Genomic DNA, 14,706 nt, shown 5'->3' on the forward strand with positions numbered 1-14,706 from the left:
TCGTTTTAAAAGCACAAATTATTTTTATAAAAATACCATCTAGCGTTACCGTTTGAACGTAAGAAACAAACAAAATCTAGATTTTAAAAAACATAATACATTAAAAAATAAATCATGTTAACCTTCAATAAAAACTACTTTGGAGTTACTATTCTACTTTTTGTAATCGAAGTTATAATTGCTGTTTTTGTACATGACAATTTTGTAAGACCTTATCTTGGGGATGTTTTGGTAGTAATTTTAATCTATTGTTTTATTAAATCATTTTTAAAATTAGGCGTTTTACCAGCCGTGCTATTTGTATTGATTTTCTCTTTTTCAATAGAGTTTCTTCAATATCTAAATATTGTCAAGACCTTACATTTAGAAAATTCTAAAATAGCACGAACAGTAATAGGAACTTCCTTCTCTTGGATTGATTTATTAACCTATTTGATAGGTTTAATTATCGTTATTGTCGTAGAGAAATATGTACTAAGAAAGGATATCGAAACAATTAGATAATACTCCTCAAGCAAACCAAAAATGCGATTCCACGGTTAAGATTAATCAAAGTGTTGATTCATAATAATCGTACTTTATTTTATTTATGCTTATTATAATATCCTAAAAATTCTATTAATGGGAATTTCAACACCTTGCTTTAAAACGACACTTTCATCAGTTAGTGCCCAAACTGTTGTTTCTACCATTTTTTTAGAGTTGCTGTCTTCGAAGTAAATTTGGATTTTTGAATGTTCTAAATTCCCTAAAGAAAGCGCACGTTCCAAATCATTTTTTCGTTGCTTGATTGCAACATCGTCTTCTAATACTTCAATATGAGGGAATTTTAAAGAATGGATGCTTTCTTTTTCGATGGTTTCAAAATCACTAGTCATAATTATTGGGGTTTTTATTAATCAGTAGTTTTAATTTATTGGCAATGCTATTTTAATAGGGTTTTAATTAGTAATACAAATATAAAATACATTTCCTTTCTCCATACATTGTTATTACTATTTTAACAAACGTCTTTTTAATAGTCACATAAATTCCTATTTTTGTACTCTAAAATTTATCTGATGCCAAATAAAAAATACAAAATAGCCGTAATCCAATTGAACCTTAACGATGTTGCCGAAAACAACTTGAAAAAATGTTTAAGCTGGGTTCGTGATGCGGCAAGTCAAGGTGCGGAAGTAATTTCGTTACCAGAATTATACAGCAGTCATTATTTCTGTCAAAGTGAAGATGTTGATAATTTTGCTTTAGCAGAACCATTGTATAGTACTTCATTTATTGCTTTTAGTGCTTTGGCAAAAGAGTTAGGTGTTGTAATCATTGTTCCTTTCTTCGAAAAAAGAATGGCTGGCATATACCACAATAGCGCTTACATCATTGACACAGACGGATCAGAAGCAGGATTGTATCGCAAAATGCATATTCCAGATGATCCTCATTTTTATGAAAAATTCTACTTTACGCCAGGTGATTTAGGTTTCAAAACAATTCCTACTAAAAAAGGAAAAATTGGAACACTAATTTGTTGGGATCAATGGTATCCAGAAGCCGCTCGTTTAACGGCGCTTCAAGGTGCTGAGGTTTTATTTTATCCTACCGCTATTGGATGGCATCCAGCCGAAAAAGACGAATATGGTGTCAACCAACACGGTGCTTGGATGAGCGTGATGAAAGGACATGCTGTTGCAAATGGCGTTTATGTAGCTGCTGCAAATAGAATCGGACTAGAACAATACTTGCCAGATACAGCAGGAATTCAATTTTGGGGATCTTCATTTATTGCCGGACCACAAGGAGAAATTTTGGCGCAAGCCTCACATGATAAAGAAGAAATCTTAATTGCCGAAGTAGATCTTGACTTACAAGAAAATGTACGTCAGAACTGGCCATTTTTTAGAGACAGACGCATTGACGCTTTTGGAGATATTACTAAAAGAGCAATCGACTAAATATGAATACTACAAATAATAGAAGATTTCCTGCAGAATGGGAAAATCAACAAGGCATATTACTTTGTTTTCCTCATAACGGAAAAGATTGGCCAGGAAAATACGAAGCCGTTCAATGGGCTTTTGTTGAATTCATTAAAAAAGTAGCTACTTATGAAACGGTTTTCTTAGTAGTCATAGATGAAAAGCTAAAAGACAAAGTGACCGAAATGCTAGAAATGGCAAGAGTAAATCTTAATCAGGTTTCTTTTATTATTCAAAAAACGAATAGAAGCTGGATGCGTGATTCTGGACCTATTGTTGTTTATAATGGCTATCAAAGAGAAGCATTGAATTTCAACTTTAACGGTTGGGCAAAATATAAAAACTACCAATTAGATAAACACGTTCCTGAAAGGGTAGCAAATTTTCTAGATATGCCACTTACGCAAGTGATGTACAAAGGAAAACCAGTTATCGTTGAAGGAGGTGCAATTGACAGTAATGGAAAAGGAACATTATTGACTTCAGAGGAATGCTTGATGCACCCTGATATTCAAGTTCGGAACCCTGGTTTTACTAAAGTCGATTACGAAGCTGTTTTCAAGGAATACCTTGGAATTACTAACGTGATTTGGCTTGGAGATGGTATTGAAGGCGATGACACTCATGGTCATATTGATGATTTATGTCGTTTTATTAACGAAGATACAATCGTGACCATTGTAGAAACAGATCAAAAAGATAATAACTACCGACCATTACAAGATAACTTGAAACGTTTGCAAAATGCTAAGCTTGAAAATGGAAAATCACCTGTTATTGTTGCTTTACCAATGCCTAAACGCATTGATTTTGAAGATTTAAGATTACCTGCTAGTTACGCTAATTTCTTAATTTTGAACAAATGCGTTTTAGTTCCAACATTTAATGATCCTAACGATCGTAAAGCCTTAAATATTCTAGCGGAATGTTTCCCTGATAGAGAAATTATTGGGATTAGTGCCATAGACTTTATATGGGGGTTTGGAACTTTACATTGTTTAAGTCAACAAATTCCAACTTAAAATATCATTTGATTATTCTTATAATAAAAAACACCAGCAAGTTTGCTGGTGTTTTAGTATGATAAAATTCGTAAGCTTCTATTTATCCTTTGTAAAAGGAATTTTTTGAGTTTCACTGATAATCATATCGAATCCTGTTTTATCTTCATTAAACTGGAATTTAAGACCTGCTCTTTTAGATTCAAATAAATCTTTACCAATAGGCTCTACAGAGAACTGAGGATAATTAGTAATTAACGCACTAAGAACCGAATTCTTTTCTGTAAAAGTAATTTTAATTGGTGCTTTTGTATTAGAGTATGTTCCTAAATAACCATCTAAAATAACATCTTTTTCAACAACTCCTGAACCTGATTTCCACATATTATTTCCTTCATTATTATCAGGAAAAACATGATCTGGATCCAAAGTGATGCTTTCGATTTCTTCAGTAGAATTATGTTTAAATGACCAAGTGGTATTTTTCTGCCAAACTTCTACAGGCAATTTTACTCTATCCACTTTACCACTTTTAGTTTTTATATCCAAAACGATTGGCATTGGCATTTTTTCAAAATTCTCCACTGTAATAACAACCCCTTGTTTTGGGTCATTTTTTACGTATTTAATAGAATTAATTCCTTGATCAAATTTCCAGTTATTCACAAACCAACCTCTCCAAAACCAACTTAAATCCTCACCAGCAACATTCTCCATTGTTCTAAAGAAATCATCTGGTGTAGGGTGTTTAAAAGCCCAACGTTCTACATAAGTACGGAACGCTAAATCAAATCGAGCTTCCCCTAATACCTGCTCTCTTAAAATAACTAAACCAGAGCTAGGTTTTGAATAACATAAAAGACCAATATTAGCCTCTTTCATATTATCAGGAGAACTCATAATTACTTCTAAATTAGAATCCGTATATCTATTGGCTAATTTATGCATATCAGAATCTTCCGTTTTATACTCTCCATTATTGAAATCAACAGAGCTCAATGAATTGATAAAAGTGTTAAACCCTTCATCCATCCATCCAAATAAACGCTCATTTGATCCTACAATCATTGGAAACCAGTTGTGACCAAATTCATGATCAGTAACGCCCCATAAATCTTCTCCTTTTGATTCCCATCCACAAAAAACAATTCCTGGATATTCCATTCCTCCTTCATTTCCAGCAACGTTAGTTGCTACAGGATATGAATACTCGAACCATCTTTTAGAATAGTTTTCTATAGATCCTTTTACAAATTCAGTTGAACGACCATACGCATCATTTCCTGCGCTTTCAACAGGATAAGCAGATAATGCTAAAGATTTTTTACCGCTTGGTAAATTAATTTTGGCTCCATCTAAAATAAATGCTGCCGATGATGCCCAAGACATATCTCTAGCATTTTTTAATTTATAATGCCATGTTTTCGTTGCAGTTCCGGTAGCACTTGATGTTGTAGCAACTTCATCAGCAGTACGAATAAAAACGGTTTTATCGCTTTGCTTTGCTTGTGCTAATCTCGATTGCTCTGTAGCTGAATAAACTGCCGTTGGATTTACTAATTCCCCAGAACAAACTACAATGTGATTTGCTGGAGCTGTAATATTTACATCAAAATCTCCATATTCCAAGTAAAACTCTGATGCGCCTAAATAAGGATTCGTATTCCATCCTCTTACATCATCATACACGCACATACGTGGATACCATTGTGCAATTGTAAAAATCTTACCATTTTTAGTTTCCAAAACGCCTGTTCTATCCGATCCTTCTTTAGGAGAGATATAAGAGAAATCTATTTTAATTTTTACTGACCCACCTTTTGCTTTTAATTCCTGCGGAAGAAAAACTTGCATTCTTGTATCCGTAATTAAAAACTTAGCTTCTACTTCTGTAACTTTTCCTTTTACAGCATTTACAATCGTTACTAATTTAATTTTATGACCTCCGTCAAAAACCTCACCTTGAGCTCCGTTACGACTTCCAGTAAGTGGTACAACTGAATTACCACGTGAATCAGCTTTAAATAAATTTTGATCCACATTCATCCACACAAAAGACATTTTGTCTGGACTATTATTTGTATAAGTAATAATATCTGTACCTACAATCTCGTTTTTGTTTTCATTCAATTTAGCAGTCAAAACATAATCTGCTCTATTTTGCCAATACTCAGCTCCTGGCTGACCACTAGCAGAACGGGTCGTTGTTCCATTTTTCGAATAAAAAAATGGTGCAAAAGCATCATGATAATTGTAATTTGAAATTGGAGCAGCTGATGTAGTTGCTGGAACTTGTTGTGCCGATAAGGACGAAATTCCAAATAATAAAGCCAATTGGAAGATGGCTTTGAACCGAATATTTTTCATGTTTTTGACTGTTTATAAAGCAAATTAATGAAAAAAAAACTTATGAGTAAATTAAATTCAACGCTTTAATCAAAAATTATGAAAATTTTATTAAAATTACAATTAGCTCAAATCCTAGTTTAAAATAAAATTATAAAATATATTTACAGTAATTATTAAATCACGTAAAAAAGAAAATTTTGACTGTAACACTTCTTAATTCAAATTTAACTGCTAAAATTAATACTATTGGAGCTGAATTATTTTCACTAGTATCGAATGGGAAAGAATATATCTGGGAAGGAAATCCAGCATTCTGGGGTAAGCACTCCCCTGTTCTATTTCCAATTGTTGGAACATTAAAAAATAATACGTACACTTATAATACTATTTCATACCAACTATCACGTCATGGTTTTGCAAGAGATACTGAATTTAAATTAATAGATAAAAAAGAGAGTAGCGCTATTTTTTCTATACAATCTAATGAAGAAACATTAAAAGTATATCCATTTAATTTCGAACTTCAAATAATTTATACTTTAGAAGATAATAATTTACATATCCAATACAAAGTAATCAATAAAGGAAATGTACTAATGCCATTTTCAATAGGTGCGCACCCTGCTTTAGCCTTGCCAGGAGCATTTGAAAACTATAGTATGGAATTTGAAATTGAAGAACCATTAGTGTATAACTTATTGGAAAATGATTTGATTTCGAATAATACAAAAACACTTTCGACAATTGAAAATAAAGTGACATTAAACTATCCACTATTCGAAAATGATGCCTTAATTTTCAAAACTTTAAAATCAAATTATTTGACCATTTTTGAACATCAAAAACCTTTGATACGAATGCACTATAAAGATTTTCCACATTTAGGAATTTGGACAAAAAACAATGCCCCTTTTCTTTGTATTGAGCCTTGGTTTGGGTATTCTGATTCTACTGAAAGTACTGGTAATATAATGGAAAAAGAGGGAATCCAAATTCTAGAGCCTAAAGCAATATTTAATTCCCAATTCAGCATCGAAATTCTTTAAATAAATACTATAAAACAATATGTTAACTATAAATTTCAATCCATTTCCAAATCTTGAAACAGAACGTTTAATTTTAAGACGAGTAGTAAAAAGTGATGTCAAAGAAATTTTTTACTTACGTTCTGATAAAGAAATAATGAAATACATCCCGAGACCTCTAGCAAAAACAAATGAAGATGCTTTAGAACATATAGCTACTATAGATGCAACCATTGATAAAAATGAAGGGATTAACTGGGCAATTACTTTAAAGAATAGCTCCAAGCTTATTGGAATTATTGGTCACTATAGAATCCAACCTCAAAATTATCGAGCTGAAGTGGGTTATATTTTACATCCTGATCATCATGGAAAAGGTTTTATTCCAGAAGCATTAAAAAAAATTTTAGAATATGGTTTTAACGAAATGAAACTACACACTATTGAAGCTGTAATTGATCCAAATAATGCTGCCTCTGAAAAAGTCCTCCTAAAAAGTGGTTTTAAGAAAGAAGCTCATTTTATAGAAAATCAATTTTATGAAGGTCGTTTTTTAGATACTGTCATCTATTCACTTTTAAATAAATCATAAGTAAATCAATTTTTAATTGTAATAAATATAGTAAATTGGTTACAATATTTTATTTTTGTACTTAAACTCAATGCCATTAATAATAATACACAATACATTTCATCTTATGAAAAGAATCTTTTTTTTTATAATTCTATTTTTTTCAATTCAATCTCAAAGTCAAACGTATATTAAAGCTAATGCATTGACCGCACTAATTGCTGTCCCAAATGTGGGTGTAGAAACAAGCATCGGTAAAAAATCAACACTGCAAATTGACGCATTAGCTTCATTCTGGAAGTCTATAAATGGTTTACCATATCAAATTTTTACTTTAACACCTGAATATCGGTATCATTTTAAAGAAAAATATAATGGATTTTATGCAGGAGCGAATGTAGGTGGCACTGTCTATAAATTATCAAAAGGAGTACATATGGGACTTGGACAATATGAAAAAGGTTTTGGGTATTTTATGGGAGCAACTGTAGGATATGAAACTAAAATTAATGATAAATTTATGTTAGATTTCTTTGTGGGAGGTGGTTGGCATCAAGGGTTCTATAAAGGATATTTTGCCGCAACTGGCGAACGATACGAAACTGCCCAACATTACAATAAGAGCGGAGAATGGCTTCCTTATAGAGGTGGCGTGATGATTTCTTATAAATTAAATTAATTTTGAAAATTTAGACTCATTTTTAACATACAATTCTTCCACTTGTTTTCGAGCCCAATCGGTTTTTCGTAAAAAAGTAAGACTCGATTTTATACTGGGGTTCTCATTAAAACATTTAATTTTAATTAATTCTCCCAAAGTATCAAATCCATAATGATTAACCAGTTTTTCTAAAATAGTTTTTAGAGTAATTCCGTGAAGCGGGTCTTTTGATTGTTGCTTTTCCATATTGCAAATTTATGCCAATTTTATAAAAAAAATTGCTGATTCATACATTTGTTGCTACATTTGTCATCCTATGCTAAAAACTATCAACATACTTAATAAAAGAGCTCGATTTGATTACGAAATAATCGAAAAATTCACTGCTGGAATTGTCTTGGCTGGTACTGAAATTAAATCAATACGTCTTGGAAAAGCGAATATCACCGAAAGTTTTTGTGAATTTAGTGGTACAGAGCTTTTTGCAATAAATACTTATATCGAGGAATATACTTTTGGAAACCAATTCAATCATAAAGCAAGAAGTGAACGCAAACTTTTATTAAATAAGCGTGAACTTAAAAGCTTATCAAGATCAGTACAAGCGAAAGGACTTACGATAGTCCCTTTAAAATTATTTACCAACGAAAAAGGAATGGCCAAACTCGAAATTGGTCTTTGTCGTGGTAAGAAAACCTATGACAAGCGTGAGTCTTTGAAAGAACAAGATACTAAACGTGATTTAGATCGAATTAAGAAGGCTTTCTAGAAACCTATCCCCAATTTTATCCAAAAAGAATCGATTTAAAATAGTATTTTTATTTAAAAAAATGACTAAATTTGTCAAGACAATAAAAAACATTTTCATTTTATGAAAACCTTACTAAAAAACGGAAGAGAGAAAAAAGCGCTAAAAACAAGAGAATTAGCGCAATTAATGGGTATTGATCAAGCTTTAGTAAGTAAGTTTGAAAGTGGCGCACGCAAACCAACTAAAGATCAAATTATAAAATTGGCTTCTATTCTTGAAATTGATTATGAAACTTTGATGATTACTTGGTTAAAAGAAAAAATCCTCTATGAAATTGGTGAAGAAACTTTTGCTCTTAAAGCATTAAAAGAAGCCGAAGACGAATTAAAATATATTAGAACAACAGTACCAAATCAAAAAATCTCAAAAGCGTTAGGAAAACTTTTAGATGAAATTGATGCTTTAAAGATTAAACTAGATAAATTTCGTCAATTTGATAGTTTTAGAATTGCACAAGCTCTAGAATTGGAATATACTTTTGAAAGTAATCGCATAGAAGGGAATACTCTTACGCTTCGCGAGACTGATTTAGTCATCAACGAAGGATTAACCATTTCTGGAAAAAGTATGCGCGAGCACCTTGAAGCCATTAATCATCAAGAGGCTATTGCTTACATTAAACAGTTAATGGAGAAAAACAACACTCTTAACGAGCGTGAGGTTTTATCAATTCATAATTTGATTCTGAGGGGAATTCAATCCGAAGACGCTGGTCGTTATAGAAAAGTTCAAGTAATGATTAAAGGAAGTACTTATATGCCTCCACAACCTTATATGGTAGCCAAAAACATGGAAGATTTCTATATTTGGTATGAGACTCACAAAAACAGCCTACATCCCATCGTCTTAGCTGCCGAAATGCACGAACGCTTAGTTACCATCCATCCTTTTATTGATGGAAATGGCAGAACTTCACGCTTGGTCATGAACTTAATTTTATTGCAACATGGTTACGTTATTGCCAATATTAAAGGAGATTATGAAAACCGTATGCATTATTATCAATCCCTAGAAACGGCACAAACCCAAAACAACAAAGAAGATTTCTTATTGTTTATTGCGCAAATAGAAAAGGAAAGTTTGGAGCGTTATATTGGTATCATAGCGCAATAAACTTTTTTGATAGCAATGCCGATATTTAGTATCGTTTCGCAAAGATTCACAAAGAGAAAACAGAGAACTGTAAAAGAATAAAAAAATCTGCGTGCAACCTCGCAGTATAATTTCAAAAAGAAAACGGGAGTGTTTTAATTTTTATCTTCTAATAAAGGAACAAATCGAAACTCTCCCAATTCATGTTTCTCAAACTGAGTTTCATTTTTACGAATAAGCAAAGTCATAATTTGCACATCATCTCCCAAAGGAATAACCAATCTCCCTCCTATTTTTAATTGCGCCATTAATGGTTTTGGAATAAATGGTGCTCCAGCTGTAACAATAATACTGTCAAATGGAGCATAACTTGGTAATCCTTTATACCCATCGCCAAAAGAAAGATGCTTGGGACGAATACCTAACTTAGGCAACAAGGTTGATGTTTGCTTAAATAATTCATTTTGGCGCTCTACACTATATACTTTAGCGCCCATCAAATATAAAACAGCAGTTTGATACCCTGAACCAGTACCAATTTCTAAAACTTTATGATCTTTTTGAATTTCTAACAATTGCGATTGAAATGCAACGGTATAAGGTTGCGAAATAGTTTGCCCTGCACCTATAGGAAATGCCTTGTCTTGGTACGCATAATCTTCAAAGCTAGAATTCAAAAAAAGATGTCTCGGGATCTTTTTAATAGCATCCAAAACATTTTTATCTGTTATTCCTTTTTCTTGTAAAACACTTACTAATTGGTTTCGAAGTCCTTGATGTTTACCTGTATCTTTCAAACTTTATTAATTTTATTTTGGTAAAAATAGAAAAGAAATTCTAATTTCAATTGCCAATTTTTAATTTTTAAATAGGCAAATAATTGTGCCTCATCTCTAATGGATTAATCATTTTATTCCTATTTTTGTAGAAATTACAATCATTATGCTGAAAATTGGAGTATTGGGTGCTGGCCATCTAGGAAAAATACATTTGCGATTATTACAACAATCTGAAAAATATGAATTAGTTGGTTTTTATGATCCGAATCAAGAGAATGCTGAGAAAATTTCAAAAGAATTTGGGTACAAACATTTTAGTACAATTGCTACTCTTATTCATGCTGTAGATGTTATCGATATAGTTACGCCAACACTTTCCCATTACAAATGTGCTAAAGTAGCCATCAAATCTGGTAAACACGTTTTTATAGAAAAACCAATTTCAAACACACTCGAAGAAGCAGAAGAAATCATAGCTCTTGCAAATGAATTCAATGTAAAAGGGCAAGTGGGACACGTAGAGCGTTTTAATCCTGCATTCATTGCTACCAAGAACATGATTGAAAATCCTATGTTTATTGAAACACACCGTTTAGCTGAGTTTAATCCTCGCGGTACAGATGTACCTGTAGTTTTAGATTTAATGATTCATGATATTGATGTGATTTTAAGCGTAGTGAAATCCAAAGTAAAAAACGTGAGTGCTAGTGGAGTTTCTGTAATTAGTGACACGCCTGATATTGCTAATGCCCGAATCGAATTTGAAAATGGTTGCGTAGCTAATTTAACTGCTAGCAGAATTTCAATGAAAAACATGCGTAAAACACGTTTCTTTCAAAAAGACGCTTACATTTCTGTTGACTTTCTAGAGAAAAAATGTGAGGTGGTAAAAATGAAAGATGCGCCAGAAATCCCTGGAGATTTTGACATGATTTTGCAAAATGCCGAAGGCGTTAAAAAACAAATTTATTTCTCTAATCCTGAGGTAGAGCAAAACAATGCTATTCTTGAAGAATTAGAAACTTTTGCCGATGCAATTAATAACAATACTACTCCTATTGTAACTTTAGAACAAGCAACAGAAGCATTGAGAGTCGCTTATCAAATAATTGATTGTTTTAAAAAATAAAACAGACTTTCTGATTTAAAAGTTAAACGAGAAAACTTTAAAATTTAAACAAAAATAAATGAAAATAATAGCAGTAATTGGAGCAGGAACAATGGGTAACGGAATAGCCCACACTTTTGCTCAAAGTGGTTTTACAGTAAAATTAATTGATGTTTCTGAAAAATCATTAGATAAAGGAATGGCAACTATAGCTGGAAATCTGGACAGAATGATTGCAAAAGGAACCATCACTCAAGAAGATAAAGCAAAAACAATCACCAATATTATTACTTATACAGACATTAAAGACGGTGTTGTAGGAGTTGACTTAGTTATTGAAGCTGCTACTGAAAATGTAGCATTGAAATTAGATATTTTCAAGCAATTAAACGAAGCTTGTTCACACAATACTATTTTAGCAACAAATACTTCGTCGATTTCAATAACTCAAATTGGTGCTGTAGTTACGCATCCTGAAAGAGTTATTGGTATGCATTTTATGAATCCAGTGCCTATTATGAAATTGGTTGAAATCATTCGTGGCTATAACACAAGTGATGAGGTGACTAAAATTATTATGGCACTTTCTGAGAAATTAGGAAAAACGCCAGTTGAAGTTAATGATTACCCCGGTTTTGTTGCTAATAGAATTTTGATGCCTATGATTAATGAGGCCATCGAAACTTTATATAATAAAGTAGCGGGTGTTTATGAAATTGACACTGTAATGAAATTAGGTATGGGACACCCAATGGGACCATTACAATTGGCCGATTTTATTGGTCTAGACGTATGTCTTGCCATATTAAATGTGATGTATGACGGTTATAAAAACCCAAAATATGCTCCTTGTCCTTTATTAGTTAATATGGTTCGTGCAGGAAAACTAGGAGTGAAATCTGGAGAAGGTTTTTACGACTATCGTGAAAGTAAAAAAGCAGAAAAAGTTTCTAAACAATTTATATAATATTTTTGTTTTCATTCGCAGTTTTTTCATTGAATTCTGCGAATGAAAACCTATAATCCCACTAAAGCTCTTTATTCAAATTTCCAGAAGCTATTGATTCTAAAAAAGTAAAACATACTTTTATAATGAATTTCATGGTTTAGTTTTAAGATACTAAATCAGTAGCACTAAAAATTCGTAATACAGATCAGACATTACAAGGAATGATTTAATTCACCTTAGAAAAAGTTTGAACAACAAAAAAATAAAAATGGATATAGCAGCCAATTTACAATCTATACAATCTACTTTACCTCAAAACGTAACTCTTGTTGCTGTTTCAAAAACAAAACCCATTCCAGATTTAATGGAAGCTTATAATGCAGGTCAACGCATTTTTGGCGAAAATAAAATCCAAGAAATGGCTGAAAAATGGGAACAAATGCCCAAAGACATTCAATGGCACATGATTGGTCACGTGCAAACGAATAAAGTCAAATATATGGCATCATTTGTGAGCTTAATTCACGGAGTAGATAGTTTGAAATTATTACAAGAAATAAACAAACAGGCCTTAAAAAACAATCGCGTTATTGATTGCTTATTGCAAATGCATATTGCAGAAGAAGAAACTAAATTTGGCCTAGACGAAGAAGAGTTAGCTACGCTCCTATCCTCAAATGATTTTCTAGAAATGAAAAATATTCGAATAGTTGGATTAATGGGAATGGCTACTTTTACGGATAATCAAAACCAAATTAAAAAAGAATTCATACATTTAAATTCTATTTTCAAGGGATTACAATCTCAAAAAGATACATTACCACACATTTCAATATTATCCATGGGAATGTCGGGAGATTATAAGTTGGCTATTGAATGCGGTAGCACGATGGTTCGCATTGGAAGTAGTATATTTGGAGGAAGATAATAGTTACGAACTAGTTACTATTTATTCTAGCTGTTTTTCAATTTTAAACCTCAAACTTTAAACAAACAAATTTGTACGCAATATTAGACATAGAAACTACCGGAGGACAATTCAATGAAGAAGGGATTACAGAAATTGCTATCTACAAATATGATGGTCATGAAATTGTGGATCAATTTATTAGTTTAGTCAATCCTGAAATTCCAATTCAACCCTTTGTTGTGAAATTGACAGGAATTAATAATGCGATGTTGACAGGTGCTCCTAAATTTTTTGAAGTAGCCAAACGTATAATTGAAATGACCAATGACTGTGTTCTTGTAGCACACAATGCCGACTTTGATTATCGTATTTTACGCACTGAATTTCGACGTTTAGGATATGACTTCAATCAACGTACACTTTGCACAGTTGAGTTATCAAAAAAACTACTACCAGAGCAACCTTCACACAGTTTAGGAAAGTTAGTCCGTGCCTTGGGAATTCCTATGGCTGATAGACACAGAGCAAGTGGAGACGCTATGGCAACTGTCAAATTATTCAAAATGCTCTTGGATAAAGACATTGAAAAAGCAATTGTCAGAGATCTAATCAAGACTGAAATCCAAAAAGGGATCGCGCCAAAACTACAAGATATTATAGAAAGTTTACCTTCAAGAGTAGGTACTTACTATATTCATAATGAAGCTGGTAAAATAATTTTTATTGGTAAAAGCAGAAACATTAAAAAAAGGGTCAATCAGCATTTTACGGGTATTACTACTAGTGCAAAAAAAATACAAAAAGAAGTTTTCACGGTAACCTTTGAAGAAACGGGATCAGAATTAATCTCTTTTTTGAAGGAAATCGAAGAAATTAAAATAAACAAACCAGTTTACAATAGAATGGCAAGAAAAAGCAATTTTTCATGGGCTATATATTCGGAGAAAGATGCCAATGGATATTTAAATTTAAAACTTCAAAAAGCAGATGGGAGAAAAAAAGAAATCATAGCTTACCCCAATGCGCTTGAAGGAAAAAATGCTTTATATAGAATTTCAACCGAATTCAATTTATGTCAGAAATTCACTGGATTGTATCAAACCAAAAATCATTGTTTTCAACATACCATTAACGAATGTGATGGCGCTTGTATTGGAAAAATTACACCCTCAGAATACAATCTCCGGGTTCAAGCTTTCATAGACAAAAATGGATTTGAAAACACCAACATGATTATTATTGATAAAGGAAGAAAAATCAGTGAGCGCTCAGCTGTTTTAGTTGAGAATGGCATTTTAAAAGGGTACGCTTTTTATGATTTAAACTATCAAATAACAAATGTTGAGATCTTAAAAAACATTATAACCCCTATGGATAGCAATCGAGATACCCGCAATGCCATCCAAGGGTATATTCGAAAAAACAAAGGTTTTAAGATTATCAAATTCTAGCAAAAAAACCAAATTTTATTTCCTGT

Annotated in this window: 16 protein-coding genes; 12 read left to right on the forward strand and 4 right to left on the reverse strand. The window is 32.2% G+C overall.

The annotated features are described in order from the left end of the window. Positions 1-114: 114 nt before the first annotated feature. The gene (locus tag AB3G33_RS12860; protein WP_367770157.1) at positions 115-504 is read left to right on the forward strand and encodes a DUF2809 domain-containing protein; all 390 of its coding nucleotides are present in this window, start codon (positions 115-117) and stop codon (positions 502-504) included. A gap of 92 nt (positions 505-596) precedes the next feature. Here AB3G33_RS12860 and AB3G33_RS12865 read toward each other — a convergent pair whose 3' ends face one another. Continuing rightward, positions 597-878 (reverse strand): hypothetical protein, encoded by a 282-nt coding sequence (locus tag AB3G33_RS12865; protein ID WP_367753311.1) that lies wholly within the window; start codon positions 876-878, stop codon positions 597-599. A gap of 183 nt (positions 879-1,061) precedes the next feature. Here AB3G33_RS12865 and AB3G33_RS12870 point away from each other — a divergent pair, with 183 nt between their 5' ends. Next, positions 1,062-1,949, forward strand: a complete 888-nt coding sequence (locus AB3G33_RS12870; RefSeq protein ID WP_367770160.1) for a carbon-nitrogen hydrolase — start codon at positions 1,062-1,064, stop codon at positions 1,947-1,949. 2 nt (positions 1,950-1,951) lie between these two features. Then, on the forward strand, positions 1,952-2,995 hold the full coding sequence (locus AB3G33_RS12875; RefSeq protein WP_367770162.1) for an agmatine/peptidylarginine deiminase: 1,044 nt from the start codon (positions 1,952-1,954) through the stop codon (positions 2,993-2,995). A 78-nt stretch (positions 2,996-3,073) separates the two neighbouring features. On the opposite strand, the gene AB3G33_RS12880 is transcribed toward AB3G33_RS12875, so the two are convergent. Beyond that, positions 3,074-5,341 carry a M1 family metallopeptidase gene (locus AB3G33_RS12880; RefSeq protein ID WP_367770164.1) on the reverse strand — a complete coding sequence of 756 codons (2,268 nt, stop codon included), beginning with the start codon at positions 5,339-5,341 and terminating at the stop codon, positions 3,074-3,076. A gap of 179 nt (positions 5,342-5,520) precedes the next feature. Here AB3G33_RS12880 and AB3G33_RS12885 point away from each other — a divergent pair, with 179 nt between their 5' ends. The 3 genes from AB3G33_RS12885 (at position 5,521) to AB3G33_RS12895 (ending at position 7,598) form a co-directional block, all read left to right on the forward strand. Beyond that, entirely contained in the window at positions 5,521-6,369 is an 849-nt protein-coding gene (locus AB3G33_RS12885) for an aldose 1-epimerase family protein (protein ID WP_367770166.1), read from the forward strand. A 19-nt stretch (positions 6,370-6,388) separates the two neighbouring features. Further along, positions 6,389-6,940 carry a GNAT family N-acetyltransferase gene (locus AB3G33_RS12890; protein WP_367753319.1) on the forward strand — a complete coding sequence of 184 codons (552 nt, stop codon included), beginning with the start codon at positions 6,389-6,391 and terminating at the stop codon, positions 6,938-6,940. Between the two features lie 106 nt (positions 6,941-7,046). After that, positions 7,047-7,598 carry a DUF3575 domain-containing protein gene (locus AB3G33_RS12895; RefSeq protein WP_367770168.1) on the forward strand — a complete coding sequence of 184 codons (552 nt, stop codon included), beginning with the start codon at positions 7,047-7,049 and terminating at the stop codon, positions 7,596-7,598. Here AB3G33_RS12895 and AB3G33_RS12900 read toward each other — a convergent pair. Beyond that, on the reverse strand, positions 7,590-7,826 hold the full coding sequence (locus tag AB3G33_RS12900; RefSeq protein WP_367770171.1) for a VF530 family DNA-binding protein: 237 nt from the start codon (positions 7,824-7,826) through the stop codon (positions 7,590-7,592). The genes AB3G33_RS12895 and AB3G33_RS12900 overlap by 9 nt on opposite strands. A gap of 70 nt (positions 7,827-7,896) precedes the next feature. Between AB3G33_RS12900 and smpB the strand changes: the two genes are divergently transcribed. Both smpB and AB3G33_RS12910 read left to right on the forward strand, forming a co-directional pair. Next, positions 7,897-8,349 (forward strand): SsrA-binding protein SmpB, encoded by a 453-nt coding sequence (smpB, locus tag AB3G33_RS12905; RefSeq protein ID WP_367770174.1) that lies wholly within the window; start codon positions 7,897-7,899, stop codon positions 8,347-8,349. A 102-nt stretch (positions 8,350-8,451) separates the two neighbouring features. Beyond that, a complete protein-coding gene (locus AB3G33_RS12910) occupies positions 8,452-9,504 on the forward strand; it encodes a Fic family protein (protein WP_367770177.1) in 1,053 nt (350 codons plus the stop codon). 134 nt (positions 9,505-9,638) lie between these two features. Here the strand turns inward: AB3G33_RS12910 and AB3G33_RS12915 are convergent, their stop codons facing one another. After that, positions 9,639-10,280 (reverse strand): protein-L-isoaspartate(D-aspartate) O-methyltransferase, encoded by a 642-nt coding sequence (locus AB3G33_RS12915; RefSeq protein WP_367753329.1) that lies wholly within the window; start codon positions 10,278-10,280, stop codon positions 9,639-9,641. A 145-nt stretch (positions 10,281-10,425) separates the two neighbouring features. Between AB3G33_RS12915 and AB3G33_RS12920 the strand changes: the two genes are divergently transcribed. The 4 genes from AB3G33_RS12920 (at position 10,426) to AB3G33_RS12935 (ending at position 14,680) form a co-directional block, all read left to right on the forward strand. Continuing rightward, positions 10,426-11,391 carry a Gfo/Idh/MocA family protein gene (locus tag AB3G33_RS12920; protein WP_367753331.1) on the forward strand — a complete coding sequence of 322 codons (966 nt, stop codon included), beginning with the start codon at positions 10,426-10,428 and terminating at the stop codon, positions 11,389-11,391. A 58-nt stretch (positions 11,392-11,449) separates the two neighbouring features. Beyond that, positions 11,450-12,337, forward strand: a complete 888-nt coding sequence (locus AB3G33_RS12925; RefSeq protein WP_367770180.1) for a 3-hydroxyacyl-CoA dehydrogenase family protein — start codon at positions 11,450-11,452, stop codon at positions 12,335-12,337. A 250-nt stretch (positions 12,338-12,587) separates the two neighbouring features. Continuing rightward, on the forward strand, positions 12,588-13,247 hold the full coding sequence (locus AB3G33_RS12930; protein WP_367753335.1) for a YggS family pyridoxal phosphate-dependent enzyme: 660 nt from the start codon (positions 12,588-12,590) through the stop codon (positions 13,245-13,247). A 71-nt stretch (positions 13,248-13,318) separates the two neighbouring features. Beyond that, positions 13,319-14,680, forward strand: coding sequence for an exonuclease domain-containing protein (locus AB3G33_RS12935; RefSeq protein WP_367770183.1), 1,362 nt, complete (start codon positions 13,319-13,321; stop codon positions 14,678-14,680). The last annotated feature ends 26 nt before the right edge of the window (positions 14,681-14,706 follow it).

Origin of the sequence: Flavobacterium sp. WC2421 (genome assembly GCF_040822115.1) — a bacterium.
Taxonomy (GTDB): domain Bacteria; phylum Bacteroidota; class Bacteroidia; order Flavobacteriales; family Flavobacteriaceae; genus Flavobacterium.

Bases quoted from the DNA above. Each gene is read 5' to 3' on its own strand.
- AB3G33_RS12860 (WP_367770157.1), top strand. From the start codon at position 115: ATGTTAACCTTCAATAAAAACTACTTTGGAGTTACTATTCTACTTTTT.
- AB3G33_RS12920 (WP_367753331.1), top strand. From the start codon at position 10,426: ATGCTGAAAATTGGAGTATTGGGTGCTGGCCATCTAGGAAAAATACAT.
- AB3G33_RS12910 (WP_367770177.1), top strand. From the start codon at position 8,452: ATGAAAACCTTACTAAAAAACGGAAGAGAGAAAAAAGCGCTAAAAACA.
- AB3G33_RS12870 (WP_367770160.1), top strand. From the start codon at position 1,062: ATGCCAAATAAAAAATACAAAATAGCCGTAATCCAATTGAACCTTAAC.
- AB3G33_RS12875 (WP_367770162.1), top strand. From the start codon at position 1,952: ATGAATACTACAAATAATAGAAGATTTCCTGCAGAATGGGAAAATCAA.
- AB3G33_RS12925 (WP_367770180.1), top strand. From the start codon at position 11,450: ATGAAAATAATAGCAGTAATTGGAGCAGGAACAATGGGTAACGGAATA.
- AB3G33_RS12900 (WP_367770171.1), bottom strand. From the start codon at position 7,826: ATGGAAAAGCAACAATCAAAAGACCCGCTTCACGGAATTACTCTAAAA.
- AB3G33_RS12880 (WP_367770164.1), bottom strand. From the start codon at position 5,341: ATGAAAAATATTCGGTTCAAAGCCATCTTCCAATTGGCTTTATTATTT.
- AB3G33_RS12895 (WP_367770168.1), top strand. From the start codon at position 7,047: ATGAAAAGAATCTTTTTTTTTATAATTCTATTTTTTTCAATTCAATCT.
- AB3G33_RS12930 (WP_367753335.1), top strand. From the start codon at position 12,588: ATGGATATAGCAGCCAATTTACAATCTATACAATCTACTTTACCTCAA.
- AB3G33_RS12865 (WP_367753311.1), bottom strand. From the start codon at position 878: ATGACTAGTGATTTTGAAACCATCGAAAAAGAAAGCATCCATTCTTTA.
- smpB (WP_367770174.1), top strand. From the start codon at position 7,897: ATGCTAAAAACTATCAACATACTTAATAAAAGAGCTCGATTTGATTAC.
- AB3G33_RS12890 (WP_367753319.1), top strand. From the start codon at position 6,389: ATGTTAACTATAAATTTCAATCCATTTCCAAATCTTGAAACAGAACGT.